Annotated in this window: 16 protein-coding genes and 1 tRNA gene; 14 read left to right on the plus strand and 3 right to left on the minus strand. The window is 70.3% G+C overall.

Annotation, left to right across the window (positions count from 1 at the left end; all coding sequences use genetic code 11):
* Nucleotides 1–17 precede the first annotated feature (17 nt).
* The gene (gene selD, locus ACGFY5_RS13120) at nucleotides 18–1,010 is read right to left on the minus strand and encodes a selenide, water dikinase SelD (protein WP_392719817.1); all 993 of its coding nucleotides are present in this window, start codon (nucleotides 1,008–1,010) and stop codon (nucleotides 18–20) included.
* Nucleotides 1,011–1,036: 26 nt separating this feature from the next.
* Between selD and ACGFY5_RS13125 the strand changes: the two genes are divergently transcribed.
* The 5 genes from ACGFY5_RS13125 to ACGFY5_RS13145 all read left to right on the plus strand — a co-directional run bounded on the left by ACGFY5_RS13125 (nucleotide 1,037) and on the right by ACGFY5_RS13145 (nucleotide 5,379).
* On the plus strand, nucleotides 1,037–1,747 hold the full coding sequence (locus ACGFY5_RS13125) for an NADPH-dependent F420 reductase (protein WP_392719818.1): 711 nt from the start codon (nucleotides 1,037–1,039) through the stop codon (nucleotides 1,745–1,747).
* Between the two features lie 5 nt (nucleotides 1,748–1,752).
* Nucleotides 1,753–1,848: transfer RNA gene (locus ACGFY5_RS13130), tRNA-Sec, on the plus strand.
* A gap of 27 nt (nucleotides 1,849–1,875) precedes the next feature.
* Nucleotides 1,876–3,177: an L-seryl-tRNA(Sec) selenium transferase gene (gene selA, locus ACGFY5_RS13135; RefSeq protein WP_392719819.1), complete on the plus strand. Its 1,302-nt coding sequence runs from the start codon at nucleotides 1,876–1,878 to the stop codon at nucleotides 3,175–3,177.
* Nucleotides 3,165–5,087, plus strand: a complete 1,923-nt coding sequence (selB, locus tag ACGFY5_RS13140) for a selenocysteine-specific translation elongation factor (protein ID WP_392719820.1) — start codon at nucleotides 3,165–3,167, stop codon at nucleotides 5,085–5,087. The genes selA and selB overlap by 13 nt, the downstream gene beginning before the upstream one ends.
* 64 nt (nucleotides 5,088–5,151) lie before the next feature.
* The gene (locus ACGFY5_RS13145) at nucleotides 5,152–5,379 is read left to right on the plus strand and encodes a hypothetical protein (protein ID WP_392719821.1); all 228 of its coding nucleotides are present in this window, start codon (nucleotides 5,152–5,154) and stop codon (nucleotides 5,377–5,379) included.
* On the opposite strand, the gene ACGFY5_RS13150 is transcribed toward ACGFY5_RS13145, so the two are convergent.
* Nucleotides 5,376–5,789, minus strand: a complete 414-nt coding sequence (locus ACGFY5_RS13150) for a rhodanese-like domain-containing protein (RefSeq protein ID WP_392719822.1) — start codon at nucleotides 5,787–5,789, stop codon at nucleotides 5,376–5,378. The genes ACGFY5_RS13145 and ACGFY5_RS13150 overlap by 4 nt on opposite strands.
* 91 nt (nucleotides 5,790–5,880) lie before the next feature.
* Here ACGFY5_RS13150 and ACGFY5_RS13155 point away from each other — a divergent pair, with 91 nt between their 5' ends.
* The 9 genes from ACGFY5_RS13155 (at nucleotide 5,881) to ACGFY5_RS13195 (ending at nucleotide 14,779) form a co-directional block, all read left to right on the plus strand.
* Complete coding sequence (locus ACGFY5_RS13155) at nucleotides 5,881–6,654, plus strand: GntR family transcriptional regulator (RefSeq protein ID WP_392719823.1); 774 nt, start codon at nucleotides 5,881–5,883, stop codon at nucleotides 6,652–6,654.
* 85 nt (nucleotides 6,655–6,739) lie between these two features.
* Entirely contained in the window at nucleotides 6,740–7,879 is a 1,140-nt protein-coding gene (locus tag ACGFY5_RS13160; protein WP_392719824.1) for a trans-sulfuration enzyme family protein, read from the plus strand.
* 31 nt (nucleotides 7,880–7,910) lie between these two features.
* Nucleotides 7,911–9,044: a PucR family transcriptional regulator gene (locus ACGFY5_RS13165; RefSeq protein ID WP_392719825.1), complete on the plus strand. Its 1,134-nt coding sequence runs from the start codon at nucleotides 7,911–7,913 to the stop codon at nucleotides 9,042–9,044.
* An 80-nt stretch (nucleotides 9,045–9,124) separates the two neighbouring features.
* The gene (gene solA / locus ACGFY5_RS13170) at nucleotides 9,125–10,300 is read left to right on the plus strand and encodes an N-methyl-L-tryptophan oxidase (RefSeq protein WP_392719826.1); all 1,176 of its coding nucleotides are present in this window, start codon (nucleotides 9,125–9,127) and stop codon (nucleotides 10,298–10,300) included.
* A 17-nt stretch (nucleotides 10,301–10,317) separates the two neighbouring features.
* Nucleotides 10,318–10,965, plus strand: a complete 648-nt coding sequence (locus ACGFY5_RS13175; RefSeq protein ID WP_392719827.1) for an ABC transporter permease — start codon at nucleotides 10,318–10,320, stop codon at nucleotides 10,963–10,965.
* Nucleotides 10,958–11,926, plus strand: coding sequence for an ABC transporter ATP-binding protein (locus tag ACGFY5_RS13180; RefSeq protein WP_392719828.1), 969 nt, complete (start codon nucleotides 10,958–10,960; stop codon nucleotides 11,924–11,926). Before ACGFY5_RS13175 ends, ACGFY5_RS13180 begins: the two co-directional genes overlap by 8 nt.
* Nucleotides 11,916–12,707 carry an ABC transporter permease gene (locus tag ACGFY5_RS13185; protein ID WP_392719829.1) on the plus strand — a complete coding sequence of 264 codons (792 nt, stop codon included), beginning with the start codon at nucleotides 11,916–11,918 and terminating at the stop codon, nucleotides 12,705–12,707. The genes ACGFY5_RS13180 and ACGFY5_RS13185 overlap by 11 nt, the downstream gene beginning before the upstream one ends.
* A 9-nt stretch (nucleotides 12,708–12,716) precedes the next feature.
* Nucleotides 12,717–13,646, plus strand: a complete 930-nt coding sequence (locus ACGFY5_RS13190; protein ID WP_392719830.1) for a glycine betaine ABC transporter substrate-binding protein — start codon at nucleotides 12,717–12,719, stop codon at nucleotides 13,644–13,646.
* An 11-nt stretch (nucleotides 13,647–13,657) separates the two neighbouring features.
* Nucleotides 13,658–14,779: an aromatic ring-hydroxylating dioxygenase subunit alpha gene (locus tag ACGFY5_RS13195; RefSeq protein WP_392719831.1), complete on the plus strand. Its 1,122-nt coding sequence runs from the start codon at nucleotides 13,658–13,660 to the stop codon at nucleotides 14,777–14,779.
* Here the strand turns inward: ACGFY5_RS13195 and iolC are convergent.
* Complete coding sequence (gene iolC, locus ACGFY5_RS13200) at nucleotides 14,768–15,700, minus strand: 5-dehydro-2-deoxygluconokinase (protein WP_392719832.1); 933 nt, start codon at nucleotides 15,698–15,700, stop codon at nucleotides 14,768–14,770. The genes ACGFY5_RS13195 and iolC overlap by 12 nt on opposite strands.
* Between the last annotated feature and the right edge of the window lie 148 nt (nucleotides 15,701–15,848).

Here is a 15,848-nt window from a genome sequence, read left to right on the forward strand (position 1 = left end):
GTCGCGGGCGGCGCGTGTCAGCGGACGCGTACGGTGATCCCGGGCTCGGCCGGCACCAGGCGGCCCACTACCGGGTAGCCGGGGATCTCGCCGGCTACGAGGAGGCCGCCGGAGGTCTGGGCGTCGGCCAGGAGGAGGGCCTCGTCCTCGGACACGGCGCCGGCGTCGAGGTGCGGGCGGACCCAGTCGAGATTGCGCCGGGTCCCACCGCTGACGAACCCGTCACGGAGTGCCTCGCGCGCGCCGTCGAGATACGGCACCGCAGCGGCCTCGATCTCCGCGGTCACCCCGCTGGCCCGGGCGAGCTTGTGCAGGTGACCCAACAGACCGAACCCGGTCACATCAGTGGCCGCCAACGCCCCGGCCTCCAACGCCGCCACCGACGCCTTGTCGTTCAACGTCGTCATCGCGTCAATAGCCTGCGGGAACACGTCACCGGTCTGCTTGTGACGCGAGTTCAGCACACCGATCCCGAGCGGCTTCGTGAGCGTGAGCGCGACCCCCGGCGTCCCGGCGTCGTTACGCAGGATGCGATGGGGGTCCACGAGCCCCGTCACCGCCATCCCGTACTTCGGCTCCGGGTCGTCGACGCTGTGCCCGCCCGCGACGTGACACCCGGCTGCGCGCCCCACGTCCAGTCCCCCGCGCAGCACCTCGCGCACCAGGTCGAACGGCAGAACCTCCCGCGGCCACCCGAGCAGATTCACCGCGACGACCGGACTCCCGCCCATCGCGTACACGTCGGACAACGCATTGGTCGCAGCGATCCGCCCCCAGTCGTACGGGTCGTCGACCACCGGCGTGAAGAAGTCCGCGGTAACCACCACCGCACCGGCGGGCGTCCGCACGACCGCGGCGTCATCCCCGTCGTCGAGCCCCACGAGCAGCTCGTTCTCCGACGAAATCGGGGCTCCGACGAGCCCCTTGACCGCGTCCTCGAGCTCCCCGGGCGGAATCTTGCACGCACATCCGCCGCCGTGCGCGTACTGGGTCAGCCGGTAGATCGTCACGCGGGCAACCCTATGCCGGGGGAATCATGCGCGCCCGTCGGCGGTTGCCGGTTCACATGACGACCATCGGACTCATCGGTAGCGGCAACATCGGCAGCACCCTGGCGCGACTCGCGGTGGGCGCGGGCCACCACGTCGTGCTCAGCAACAGTCGCGGACCGGAAACGCTCACCGAGCTGGTCAGCGAGCTCGGACCCCGCGCTCGGGCGGCGTCCGCGGTCCAGGCCGCAGCGGCCGGTGATGTCGTCGTCGTGACGGTGCCGCTCAAGAACTACACCCAGGTGCCGGTGGAGCCGCTGCGCGGCAAGGTCGTCATCGACACGAACAACTACTACCCGGACCGCGACGGCCGGATCGCCGAGCTCGACGACGAGTCGACCACCACGAGCGAGCTGCTCCAGGCGCACCTGCCCGAGTCGTTCGTCGTCAAGGCGTTCAACAACATCTTCTTCAAGCACCTCGCTGGGCAGGTGGGCGAGGAGGACCGCTCGACGCTGCCGATCGCCGGTGACAACGAGGGCGCGAAGGTGACAGTCACCACGCTCCTGGACTCCCTCGGATACGACGCGTACGACGTCGGGCCGCTCTCCGAAGGCTGGCGGTTCCAGCGCGACACCGCCGCGTACGTGACGCCCTACGCCGGGCCGGACCAGGACTTCAACGGGGCGGGCCACCGGGTCGGTGTCGACGAGCTGAAGGCGCGTTTGGCCGAGGCGGTACGGTACCGGGACATGTGACACAGGGAGACGTTTGGGTGGCTGGTGCCCCCCGCGGTCTTCAAAACCGTAGTGGCCGAGGATCTCGGTCAGGCGGGTTCGATTCCCGTCCGTCTCCGCCACGTTCGTTCCGACCTAGAGTTCGCAGCATGGATGTTCGTCGTTCGATCCCCCGCACCGACGCGGCGCTGGCCGACCCACTGCTGGCCGACGCCGTCGCCCGGCTCGGACGGGCCCGGGTGAAGGCGGCGGTCGTCGAGGCGCAGCAGCAGGCGCGCGCCGGGGCGCTGGCCCCGTCGGACGTCGTGGCCTCGGCGGCGGCCAGCTTGCCGCGGCTGGCCACGTCGCTGCGGCCCGTGCTCAACGCGACCGGCGTGGTGCTCCACACGAACCTCGGTCGGGCGGTGCTGTCCGACGCCGCAGTGGAGGCGCTGCGGGCGGCGGCCGGCTCGACGGACGTCGAAATGGATTTGGAGTCCGGACGGCGGGCGAAGCGCGGCCGGGCGACGCTCGGCGCACTGGCGGCAGCGGTGCCCGACGCGGGCGGTGTGCACGTGGTGAACAACGGTGCCGCCGCGCTGGTGCTCGCCGCAACCGCGCTGGCCGCCGGACGGGAGATCGTGGTGAGCCGGGGTGAGCTCGTCGAGATCGGGGACGGGTTCCGGCTTCCTGACCTGCTGGAATCCACCGGTGCGCGGTTGCGCGAGGTGGGTACGACGAACCGGACGACGCTGGCGGACTACCAGGCGGCGATCGGGCCGGAGACCGGGTTCGTGCTGAAGGTGCATCCGTCGAACTTCGTGGTGACGGGGTTCACCGCGGACGTGTCGGTGGATGCGCTGAGCACGTTGGACGTGCCGGTGGTGGTCGACATCGGATCGGGGCTGCTGGCCCCGGACCCGCTGTTGCCGAACGAGCCGGACGCGGCTACGGCCTTGCGGGCCGGGGCCTCGCTGGTGACCGCGAGTGGCGACAAGTTGCTGGGCGGGCCGCAGGCGGGGTTGGTGCTCGGGCAGGCTTCGCTCGTCGAGCAGTTGCGGCGGCACCCGCTGGCTCGCGCGTTGCGGGTGGACAAGCTGACGCTGGCGGCTTTGGAAGCCACGCTGACCGGCCCGTCGACGCCGACCGCCGAGGCGCTGCACGCCGACGTGGAGTCGCTGCGCGAACGGGCGCTGAAACTGGCCGCGGCTCTGCAAGCCGACGGCATCGCGGCCGAGGCCGGTCCGAGCGACGGGGTCGTGGGCGGGGGCGGCGCGCCCGGGGTGGTGCTGCCGTCGTACGCGGTGATGCTCCCCGAGGCCTGGTCCGCGCTCCTTCGGACCGGAAACCCTCCGGTCGTCGGCCGGGTCGAGCGCGGCGCACTCCTCCTCGACCTGCGCTGCCTCCCTCCCTCCTCCGACGACGCCCTCCGCGCCGCCGTCCGAGCAGTGGCCGAGACATGCACGTCGTAGCTACGGCCGGGCATGTGGACCATGGAAAGTCGACGTTGGTTCGGGCGTTGACCGGGATGGAGCCGGATCGGTGGGCCGAGGAGCGGCGCCGGGGCATGACGATCGACCTCGGGTTCGCGTGGACGCGGTTGCCCGGGGGCGCCGAAGTGGCGTTCGTGGACGTGCCGGGGCACGAGCGGTTCGTGCCGAACATGCTGGCGGGGGTCGGGCCGGTGCCGGCGGCGATGCTGGTGGTGGCCGCGGATTCGGGGTGGATGCCGCAGACCGCGGAGCACGTGGCGGCGCTGGACGCGCTCGGGGTTTCGCACGCGGTGCTGGCGGTGACGCGCTCGGATCTCGCGGATCCGGAGCCGGCGATCGCGGAGGTGCGGGCTGAGCTGCGGGGCACGTCGCTCGACGGGTTGCCCGCGGTGGCGGTGAGTGGCGTGACCGGGCTCGGGCTCGAGGAGCTGCGGGCTCGGCTGTCGGAGCTGGTCGAGGCGTTGCCGGCGCCGGACGTTTCCCGGCCCGTGCGGCTGTGGGTGGACCGGTCGTTCACGATCCGGGGCAGTGGCACGGTGGTGACCGGCACGCTCAGCGCGGGAAGTTTGCGCGTCGGCGACGAGCTGGTGCTGAACGGGCGCAGTGTGCACGTGCGGGGGCTTCAGGCGCTCGGCGTCGCGCACGAAACGGTGACCGCGGTGGCCCGGGTCGCGGTCAATGTGCGGAACGTCGACAAGAACGACGTGGGGCGCGGCGATGCGCTCCTCACGCCCGGAGCATGGAGGTCCACCGCGCTGATCGACGTGCGCGTGGACGGCGACGACCTCGACGCGGCGCCCACCGAGCTCACCCTGCACGTGGGCTCGGCCGCCATCCCGGTCCGCGTCCGCCCCCTGGGAACCGGCCCCGTTCCGACCGGCCCCGTTCCGACCCGCCCCGTTCCGACCGGTCCCGTTCCGACCCGCCCCGTTCCGACCGGTCCCGTTCCGACCCGCTCCGGCCCGTCCGAACGGGACCACTCCGCGGCCCTCGCCGGCGCAGCGAGCGACGGGCGCGAGGAGCGCGCGCAGTTCGCGCGGCTCACGCTCGCCGGCCCGCTCCCCCTGGCGGCGAGGGATCGCGCGCTGTTGCGCGATCCGGGCGCGCACCGCGTGATCGGGCGGGTCACCGTTCTGGACACCGACCCGCCGCTCCTCTCCCGCCGAGGCGCCGCCGCAGCCCGCGCCGCACAACTGGCCGGGGGCGTCGGGCCGGATCTGCTGCAGTCGCGAGGGGTGCTGCGGGTCGCGGAGCTCACGGGGCTCGGGGCCGTGCCCCCGGATGACGCCGTCCGGGCCGGTGAGTGGCTCGTTGCTGCTTCGCACGCCGCCGAACTGCGGGAACGGCTCGCGAAGCTGATCGCTGAGCATCGGGGAACCGGCAGCCTCGAGGCCGGGCCGACGGTCGATGCGGCCCGGATCGCGCTCCGGCTTCCCGATCGCGTGATCGTGCTCGCCCTCGTGCGGGCCCCGCTCACGGTGCGCGACGGCCGGATCGTCGACCGCGATGCGCCTCCGCCGCTCCCCCCGAACGTGCGCGCCGCCGTCGAGACGGTCACGGAAGAGCTCGCACACACCCCCTTCCGCGCCCCGGAAGCCAACCGCCTCACCGCGCTGGGCCTGGGCCCGCGCGAACTCGCCGCCGCCGAGCGCGCCGGGGCCCTGCTCCGGCTCGCGGACAACGTCGTGCTGCTGCCGGGAGCCGACGACCAGGCGATCCAGGTACTACGGACCCTGGATCAACCGTTCACGACGAGCCAGGCCCGCCAGGCCCTCGACACGAGCCGCCGGGTCGTGCTCCCGCTCCTGGCCCTGCTCGACCGCCAGCTCCGCACCCGCCGCCACCCCGACGACCGCCGCGAGGTCACGAGCAGCGAGAACGCCCCGTGATACACGTCGAGACGATGTTCACGAAGCCGCGCTGACCAGCCACAACGAGCCTACCGTGATCAGCATGGCTCCCCGATTGACGGTCACCGAGTTCGTGCGTGAGGTCCTCGACCAGCGCACGCCGCTGTTCTACGCGATCGCCGCGGTCCTCGGCGCCAGCCGCGCCGGCGACGTCTACGCCGCCACGGCGAACATCCCCGAGGCGTTACTTCTCGGCACCACCCTCGGGCTGGCCCTTTTCGTCCTGATGTGCACCGTCACCTGGTTCGTGATGCGCATTCGCGGCGCCTAGCGGCGGACGTCCGCCGGGCCGGTGGACACCGGCAGACCCGCGGCCACCCACCCCTCGAACCCCCCGACCATGTCGGTAGCCCGCCACAACCCCACCTCGCGCAGACTCGCGGCAGCCAGCCCGGAGCTGTACCCCTGCCGGCACACGACCACGACGAGCACGTCGTAGCTCGTCGCCTCCGGAATACTCACCCCGCTCAACGGATCGAGCCGCCACTCCAGCACCGTCCGGTCGATCACGATCGCCCCGGGCAGCTCCCCCTGCTCGGCGCGCTGCGTCTCCGTCCGCGTGTCGATCAACAACGCACCCTGCGCGACCGCCGCAGAAGCCTCCTGGGGCGTCAGCCGGGATAGTCCAGAACGGGCCTTAGCAAGCAGAGCATCCACCCCAGAAGAAGACACGGGCCCCATTCTGCTCCATACATCCGACCGGCCAACGGATCCTCGGAATGTCCTAAACTGCAAACAAAGCCCGACGTTTGTCAGCTGGAGGAGCCGGGACATGGCACCCGCTATCGACGGAACGCCGACGATGCTCCCCGAGGATCTCTTCCTCGACATCGATCGCACCAGCGCGATCCCGCTCTACTTCCAGATCGCCACCCGCATCGAGAAGGCGATAGTCGACGGCCAGCTCGCCCCGGGCGCCCGCCTGGAGAACGAGGTCTCGCTCGGGCAGCGCCTGAACATGTCCCGCCCCACGATCCGCCGCGCGATGCAGGAACTCGTCAACAAAGGCTTTCTGGTCCGACGCCGGGGCATCGGCACCCAGGTCGTGCACGGCCCCGTCACCCGCAAGGTGGAACTCACCAGCCTCTACGACGACCTCGACCGCGGCGGCCAGCAGCCGGCCACGACCCTGCTCCTCCACGAACTCGTGACCGCGGACGCCGGAGTGGCGGAGCGCCTGTCGGTGAACGAAGGAACCCCGGTCCTCCACCTGCGGCGCCTGCGCCTGTCCGACGGCGTGCCGCTGGCCGTCATGGAGAACTACCTCCCCGAGGACTACACCGACCTCACCGCCGACTCGCTCACCGGCCGTGGCCTCTACCAGCTTCTCCGGGGCCGCGGCACGCAGATCCGCGTCGCGCAGCAGCGCATCGGTGCCCGGGCGGCCACCGTCGAGGAGAGCCGCCTGCTGGAGATCAAGCGCAACGGCCCGGTGCTGACCATGGACCGCACTGCCTACGACACGTTCGGCAAGGCCGTCGAGTACGGCCACCACTGCTACCGGCCCGACAACTACTCGTTCGAGATCACGCTCGTCAACAACTGAGCTTCGACAGATGACGAACAGCGCCCGGTAGACGTGCGACGCGGTGCCGGATGCCCCCGCCGCCGCGAAAGCCCACGCTCGATCCATGGACGACGATTCCCCGGCGGTTCGGGCCTCCACCAGGGCGGTGCACGCCGGCCACCGCGCCGCGGAACACCTCGGGGCGCTGTCGGTGCCGATCTACCAGGCCTCCGCATTCGAACGCCCGGTGGTGCTGGACGGCGGCTACGACTACTCCCGCATCGCCAATCCCACCCGCACCGCCCTCGAGGAGAGTCTGGCCGCGCTGGAAGGTGGCACCGCCGGTTTCGCGTTCGCGTCCGGCATGGCCGCCGCGACGACCACCGTCCTCGCCCTCTGCGAGGCCGGCGACCACGTCGTCATCCCCGACAACACCTACGGCGGCACCTGGGATCTGTTCAGCCGCGTACTCCCCCGCTGGGGCCTGGAGTTCGACGTCGTCGACCTGGCCGACCCGGCAGCACTCGAGCGCGCCCTCAAACCGCACACGACGCTGATCTGGGCGGAAACCCCTTCCAACCCGAGCCTCAAGATCACCGACATCGCGGCGGTCGCCGACATCGCCCACGCGCACGGCGTGCGGCTGCTCGTCGACAACACGTTCGGCTCCCCCGTCCTGCAACAGCCGATCGCGCTGGGCGCCGACGCCGTCATGCACTCCACCACCAAATACCTGTCCGGCCATTCCGACGTCACGGGCGGCGCCGTCGTCACGAGCGACACCGCGATCGCCGAGGCGCTGAAGTTCCACAGCGGCGCGCTCGGCACGATGGGCCAGCCGTTCGACAGCTGGCTCGTGCTCCGCGGCATCAAGACGCTGCCGATCCGGATGGCGCAGGTCAGCCGGTCCGCGCTCGCGATCGCCCAGTACCTGGAGGCGCACCCCAGGGTCCACCGGGTCCACTACCCCGGGCTGCCGAACGACCCCGGGCACGACGTCGCCAAGCGCCAGATGAGCGACTTCGGTGGCGTCGTGAGCTTCGAAGTGGACGACCCCGCAGCGGTCTGCGCGGCCACGAAAGTCTTCACGCTCGCGGTCTCGCTCGGCGGCATCGAGTCGCTGATCCAGAATCCGGGCCGGATGACGCACTGCACCACCCCCGGCGGCCCGATCCGGATCCCCGAGACGCTGATCCGCCTCTCGATCGGCCTCGAAGACGTCGACGACCTGCTGGCCGACCTCGATGCCGGACTCCGCTGCTGACGCGCGGAGCAGCGCCGACTACCGTGCGACGGTGGCGGCTGAGCAGGTGCAGGACATCGTGGACGCGTTGGCCTCGGCACTCCGGCGTGCCGTCGCCGTCGACGACCACACGCTCCGGCTCATCGCGGTCAGCGAGGACTTCGGCGACTCCGATCCGCCCCGCATCTGGTCGCTGCTGCACCGGCGCACCCGCCCCGAGGACGTCCAGTTCGACCGGTTCGCCACCGCGGAGGAGCCCGTCCGCATCCCGGCCAACCCGGAGCTGGAACTCGCGCCCCGCCTGGTGATCCCGCTGCGCCACGAGGGCCTGCTCGTCGGCTACATGTGGCTGATCGAGCGGCACTCCGCGGTCGACGAGCCGGCCCTCCGCGCCTGTCTCGCGGCCGGTGGCCGGATCGCCGAGCTCCTGCACGAACGCCTGGTGGTCGGCGGGCGCGACCGGGAGCTCGCCGGTCGGCTCGTGGACGAGGTCACCAGCGGCGACGCCGCTGCGGTGGCGCGCGCCGCGTCCGACCTCCGCTCCAAGAGCCTTCTTGCCGACGAGATGCCGCTGGGCGTTCTGGTGTTGCGTCCTGCCGCAGGCCGCATCGTGCGAGATGCCGACGTCCACCGGTTCGCCGGCACGTACCCGGCCCGCACGATGCTGGTGCTGTGCGCGCCGCAGGAGGCCGTGGTGCTGGTCAGCCGCCCGGCCCTCACCGTCGACGCGCTCACCGAACTGGCCGGCGAACTGCGGCGCGCGCAGTACGTCGTCGGCGTCAGTGATGTGGTGAGCGGACTGACGAACGCGGCGCAGGCGCGGCGCAAGGCGACGGTGGCCGCGGACGTGGCGGCTCTGTTACCGCAGTTCGACGGGATCGTGTCGTGGAACCGGGTCGGACCCTACGCGTTTCTCCGGCAGATTCCGCGCGGGGCGCTGGAGATGCTGCCGGCGGGGCTCGCCGCGCTGTTCGAACCGGGCGCGAACGAGCAACTCCTGGCCACCGCGGAGACCTACCTGGACTGCGGGGGCGACAAGCAGAAAACCGCCCGTCTACTGCACATCCACCGCGCGACGCTGTACTACCGGCTCGAACGCATCGAGGCGCTCACCGGCCTGTCGCTCGCCGACGGCACGGACCGGCTCCTCGTCCACATGGCGATCAAGCTGAGACGACTTCATTAGACAGCTGTCAAAGGCCTCGTGGTCGACGCCCGACGCGGTGCGGATGACTGCGGTACGAGCGACGCGAGACCGTGCTCGCCATGGCGCGCTACCGACACATCGTCCTGGGCTGCGGCGCGATCGGCGCGGCCACCGCCTGCCGGCTCGCGGAACGGGGCGGCGGGCCGGTGCTGGTGCTGGAGCAGTACACGCTGGGGCACGGGTTCGGAGCCTCCGAGGACCACTCGCGCATCATCCGGCACGCCTATCACAGCACCGACTACACGCGACTGACCCCGGCCGCCTACGACGCCTGGCGCCAGATCGAGCAACGCAGCGGCGACCAGTTGATCGTCACCACCGGCGGGCTTGATCTCGCGGCCGGTGAACCGGGTGAACGTCAAGCGGAGAGTTACACCGCCGCGCTCAGTGCCGTCGGCATCGCGTCGGAGACGTTCGACGCGGCCGAGGTCCGGCGGCGCTGGCCGCAGTGGCGGATCGACGACGATGTCGTGGCGCTCTACCAGGCCGAATCCGGGATCCTCGACATCCGCCGCGCGACCGCCGCCCACGTTGCCCTCGCGCGGTCGGCCGGGGTCACCTTCGTCGAGAACTCCCCAGTGCAGCGGCTGGTCTCGCACCCGGACCGGGTCGAGGTCCACACGCCCGACGAGGTGCACGAGGCCGACTCCGTGGTGGTGGCCGCCAGTTCGTGGACCGGGCCGCTGCTCGACGGACTGGACGTGACGATCCCGATCACGCTCACCCAGGAACAGGTCACGTACTTCTCGGCTCCCGACCTGGCGCCGTTCTCACCCGACCGGTTCGGCATCTGGATCTGGCACGGCCCGGACAGCACGTACTACGGCTTCCCGGTGTACGGGGAGAACGCGGTCAAGGCCGCGCGTGACGTCAGCGGGCGGATCGTCACCCAGGAGACCCGCCAGTTCGAACCGGACGCCACCCAGCGCGACGAGGTCGTGGCGTTCCTCGCCGCCCATCTACCGGATGCGGTCGGACCGGAGCTACTGAGCAAGACGTGCGTCTACGATCTGACTCCGGATCGGAACTTCGTACTGGACCTGCTGCCCGGTCATCCGCGGATCGCCGTGTTCGTCGGCGCGGGACACGCGGCCAAATTCGCGAGCCTGGTCGGCGTCATCCTGGCCGACCTGGCCACCGACGGTGGCACCACCTACCCGATCACACCCTTCGCGGCCGACCGGCCGGCCCTGACCGATCCGGACTACCCCGTCGACTATCTGTTCGCGGGCTGAACCTTCGGAGGGCGTGCATGTCGTTCTGGGAGTACCTGCAGTACCGACAGGATTGGCTGTTCTACGAAGCGGGCCAGCACGCGTTACTGGTGTTCCTCGCCGTGGCGATCGCGTCCGTGCTCGGTGTCGCCCTCGGGGCGGTCATCCGGCACGACCCGCGGCTCTCCGCGGTGACGATCGCGATCACCGGCGGGCTGTTCACGGTGCCGTCGCTGGCGCTGATGACGCTGCTGTTACCGCTGCTCGGGCTCGGCTGGGCGACGTCACTGACCGCGCTGGTGATCTATTCGCTGCTGCCGATCGTGCGCAACACGGTCGCGGGGTTACGTGCCGTCGACCCGGCCGTCGTGGAAGCCGCCCGGGGCATGGGGCTCGGCCCGGTGCGGACGCTGTGGCGCATCGAGTTGCCGCTCGCGTGGCCGGTCGTCCTCGCCGGGATCCGAGTCGCGACCCAGCTGGTGATGGGCATCGCGGCGATCGCGGCCTACGTCGCCGGGCCGGGGCTCGGCAACCGCATCTTCACCGGCCTGCAGCGCCTCGGGTCGGCCAACGCGTTGAACGACGCGCTGGCCGGGACGCTCGGCGTCCTGGTTCTCGCGCTGGCGTTCGACGCCGGGTTCGTAATTCTGCGCCGCCTGACGACCTCGAGGGGTATCCGTGTCTGAGCCAGTGGTTCTCACCGATGTCACGAAGCGCTACCCCGGTCAGGCGGACGCGGCTGTCGAGGACGTGAGCCTGCACATCCGCGCCGGGGAGACCGTGTGTCTGCTCGGGCCGTCGGGGTGCGGCAAGACGACGACGATGAAGATGATCAACCGGCTGATCGAGCCGACGTCGGGGCGGATCACGCTCGGGGGTGTCGACGTCCTGTCGCTCGACCCGAACACGCTGCGACGCGGGATCGGGTACGTGATCCAGCAGATCGGGTTGTTCCCGCACCTGACGATCGCGGACAACATCGCGGTGGTGCCGCAGCTGCTCGGGTGGTCGCGGTCGCGGGTCCGCGAGCGGGTCGACGAGTTGCTCCAGCTCGTCGATCTGGACCCGGGGACGTATGCCCGGCGGTTTCCCCGGGAGCTGTCCGGTGGGCAGCAGCAGCGGGTGGGGGTGGCCCGGGCGTTGGCGGCGGATCCACCGGTGATGCTGATGGACGAGCCGTTCGGGGCGACCGACCCGATCACCCGGGACCGCTTGCAGCGGCAGTTCCGCTTGTTGCAGCAGACGCTGCACAAGACGGTCGTGTTCGTCACGCACGACTTCCAGGAGGCGGTGAAGCTCGGCGACCGGATCGTCGTGCTCGCCGAGCGGTCACGTGTGGTGCAGTTCGACACGCCCGAGCGGATCCTCGCCGCACCCGCCGACGACTACGTGGCCGGCTTCGTAGGCTCCGACGCCACCCTCCAGCGTCTGGGCCTGGCCCCCGTGGCCAGCGCGGCCTTGCTGGACACACCAGCGCCCGGTGCACCCGAGGTCGCGGCCGACGCGTCGCTCAAGGAGGCACTCAACGCGCTGATGGCCGCCCCGGGCGGCCAGGTCGCGGTCCGGGACGGCGACACCGTCAAAGGCACCCTCACGTTCGACGCCATCCGCGCTGCCCTCGTGTCCGAGGTGCGCGATGAGCGCTGAGGCCGCGGTGTTGGCCGAGGAGGTCACCACCGATCCGCTGGGGCAGACGCCGGGACGTGGGCCGGGATGGCGCGGAATCGTCGGGGTGCCACTCGCGCTGGCCGCCGTGCTGCTCGCGCTCTGGGCCTGGGTAGGCGCCCAGGACCTCGACGCGATCGAGCAGCGCACGCTCAACGCCGAATACGTCCGCACCGCGGTCACCCAGCACCTGCAACTGACGTTCGTCGCCGCGTTCTTCGTCGTGATCCTGGCCGTCCCGACCGGCATCGCCCTGACCCGGCCGAAAGCTCGCCGCCTCACCCCGATCGTGCTCGCCCTCGCCAACGGCGGCCAGGCCATCCCCGCGATCGGCCTCCTCGTGCTCCTGACCATCCGATTCGGCGTCGGCTTCACCATCGCGATCATCGGGCTCGTCGCCTCCAGCGTCCTCCCCGTCCTGCGCAACACGATCGCCGGCGTCCAGCAGGTCGACCCCACGCTCGTCGAAGCCGCCCGCGGTATGGGCCTCAAACCCCTCCAGGTGCTCTGGCGCATCGAGATCCCCCTCGCGGTCCCGGTGATGCTCGCCGGCCTCCGCACCGCGCTGGTGCTCTGCGTCGGCGTCGCCACGCTCGCGACGTTCGTCGACGCCGGCGGCCTCGGCGACATGATCATCAACGGGCTCAAGCTCCAGCGCACCGTCGTCGAAGTCACGGGTGCCGTCCTCACCTGCGCGATCGCGTTCTTCGTCGACTGGCTCGGCGGCGTGGTCGAACGAATTCTCCGTCCCCGCGGCCTCTAGGAGACCAGCATGCGCAGAACGCTGACAGCCGTCCTCGCCCTGACACTCACGCTCGCGGCCTGCAGCAAACCCAGCGATGATGTCGAAACCTCGAGCCAGTCCGACGACCTCGCCGGCGCCACGTTCGTCGTCGGCTCGAAGGACTTCACCGAGTCGATCCTGCTCGGCCAGCTCACGATGCAGCTACTCAAAGCGAACGGCGCGAAGGTCGTCGACAAAACGAACATCAAGGGGTCGGTCACCACGCGCCAGGCGCTCCTCACCGGCGACATCGACGTCTACTGGGAGTACACCGGCACCGGCTGGATCAGCTACCTCAAGAACACCACGCCCATTCCCGACGCGAAGCAGCAGTTCGACGAGGTGGCCACAGCGGACCTGGCGAAGAACAAGATCGTCTGGTCCGACCCCGCGCCGCTGAACAACACCTACGCGATGGCGATCAAGAAGGAGAAGGCGCAGGAACTCGGCGTCTCGAAGCTCTCCGACCTCGCGACGATCCAGCCCAAAGATGCGACGTTCTGCATCGAGAGCGAGTTCTCGACCCGCGACGACGGCATGCCCGGAATGCTGAAGGCCTACGGCATCGACGTGCCGAAGACCAACATCAAGATGCTCGAGACCGGCGTCATCTACAACGAGACCGCCAAGGGCAAGACCTGCAACTTCGGCGAGGTCTTCGCGACCGACGGCCGGATCAGCCCGCTCGGCCTGACCGTTCTCGACGACGACAAGAGCTTCTTCCCGATCTACAACGCCGCCGTCACGATGCGCAAGGACACCTCCGACAAGTACCCGAAGGTCGCGGAGCTCCTCGCCCCGGTCGCGCAGAAGCTGACCAACGAGGCCATGCAGGAGCTCAACTCGCAGGTCGACACCGAAGGAATGGAGCCGGCCGACGTCGCCCGGACCTGGCTCACCGAACAGAAGCTGCTCTAGGGGGTAACTTCATGCCCACTGCTCTGACTCCCACGCTGCCCGGCCGCGCCTACACCGACCCGGAGATCTTCGCGGCCGAGCAGCAGCGGATCTTCTCCCACGAGTGGATGTACGTCGTCCGCGCCGACGAACTGGCGACGAAGGGCTCCGCGGTGCGGCGCCAGGTCGGCCAGGACAACGTCATCGTCGTCCGGGACCGTTCCGGCGGACTGCGGGCGTTCCTCAACGTCTGCCGGCACCGGGGTGCCCGGCTCTGTCTCACCGACACCGCGGAGTTCGGCAACGCGATCCGCTGCCCGTACCACGCGTGGACGTACGGGTTGGACGGTCGGCTGATCACCGCGCCGAACTGGTCGTCGATGCCCGATCTGGACAAGAACCGGTACGGTCTCGAGCCCGTCGCGGTCGACGAGTGGGCTGGGCTCGTCTTCGTCAACGTCAGCGAGGCCCCGCAGCCGCTGCGGACGCAGCTCGAGCCGCAGCTGACCTACCGGTTCGGCGGGCGGCCCGAACGCGCCGACCGGTGGGACATCGGGAACCTGGTCGTGGGCGCGCGGAAGACGTACGAGGTGAAGGCCAACTGGAAGATCATCCAGGAGAACTTCCAGGAGTGTTACCACTGCGGCACGATCCACCCCGAGCTCGTCGAAGCCGTCCCGTCGTTCGCGGACTTCGACGAGCTCGGCGGCGGGGACTACTTCACCGACGGCTACGGGTTCGCCGAAGGGCAGGACGCGTTCTCGATCACCGGTGAGGCCCGGCACCCGCTCCTGCCGGGGCTCCACGACGAGGACCACCGCAAGTACTTCGGCATGGTGCTGCGGCCGAACTGCTTCGTCTCGCTCCTGCCCGACCACGTGATCGTGCACCGGTTCGAACCGGTCTCGGCCGACACGACCGTCGTCGAATGCGATTGGCTGTTCCACCCGTCGGTGGCCACTGCGCCCGGCTTCGATCCCGACGACACCGTGGAGATCTTCCACCGCATCAACCAGCAGGACTTCGCGGCCTCCGAGTGGTGCCAGCCGAACATGACCTCACGGCTCTACCGCAACGGCGGCGCGCTGGTTCCGCTCGAGGCCACGATCATCGGGAACTGGTACTACTCCTGGTACCGGGGGCTAATGGAGTAGCCGCTCGACCTCGTCGGTGGTGGGCATGGCGGTCGAGCACTCCCGCCTGCCCGCCACGATGGCGCCGGCGACGTTGGCGAAGCGCAGTGTCCGCTCGAGCGGCCAGCCCTCGAGCAGGCCGTGGCACAGAGCGCCGCCGAACCCGTCGCCGGCGCCGAGCCCGTTGACGACGTCGACGGGGAACGGCGCCACCTCGACGGTTTCGCCGCGCGTCTTCGCCAGTACTCCACGCGGCCCCTGCTTGACGATCGCGAGCTCGATACCGCGCTCGAGCAACGCGTCCGCGGCGCGGTTCGGCTCGGTCTCGCCGACCGCGACCTCGCACTCCTCCCGGTTACCGACCGCGACCGTGACGTGCTGCAGCGCCTTCTCGATCTCGCCGCGGGCCGTCTCCGGCGAGGGCCAGAACATCGGCCGCCAGTCGAGGTCCAGCACCGTGATCGACTTCCGGCCGCGGGCCTGCCAGGCCGCGTGGTGCGTGGCGCGGCTGGGCTCACGCGACAGGCCGGTGACGGTGGCCCAGAAGATCCGGGCGTCCGCGATCGCTGCCTCGTCGATCGAGTCGATCATCAGGTCGGGCGCCACGGGATCACGGTAGAAGTACAGCGGGAAGTTGTCGGGCGGAAAGATCTCGCAGAACGTCACCGGCGTGTTCAGGTGGCCGATCGTCGCGACCCACCGGTCGTCGACGCCGAGGCGGGTCAGCTCCCGGTGCGCGTACCGCCCGAACGGGTCGTCGCCGGTGGCCGTGATCACCGCGCTGCGTAGGCCGTGCCGCGCCGCCGCGATCGCCACGTTCGTCGCGCTGCCGCCCAGGTACTTGCCGAACGTCTCGACGTCCTCCAGGCCGACGCCGTCCTGCAGCGGATAGAGGTCGACGCCGATCCGGCCGATCGTGATCAAGTCGTACGGTGCGGACATACCGGCGCCACCCCACCTCGGTTTGTCCGGACAAACTATCAATGCCCTCACAGCCGTACAAGGTGTTCCGCTCAGTGACACAGGATCGGGGTCACCGCGACAGCGTGACGGGCATGGGAGTTGACTAGAAGTCCCACAACCTGAAGGA

This window comes from Cryptosporangium sp. NPDC048952 (assembly GCF_043197895.1).
Classification (GTDB): Bacteria; Actinomycetota; Actinomycetes; order Mycobacteriales; family Cryptosporangiaceae; genus Cryptosporangium.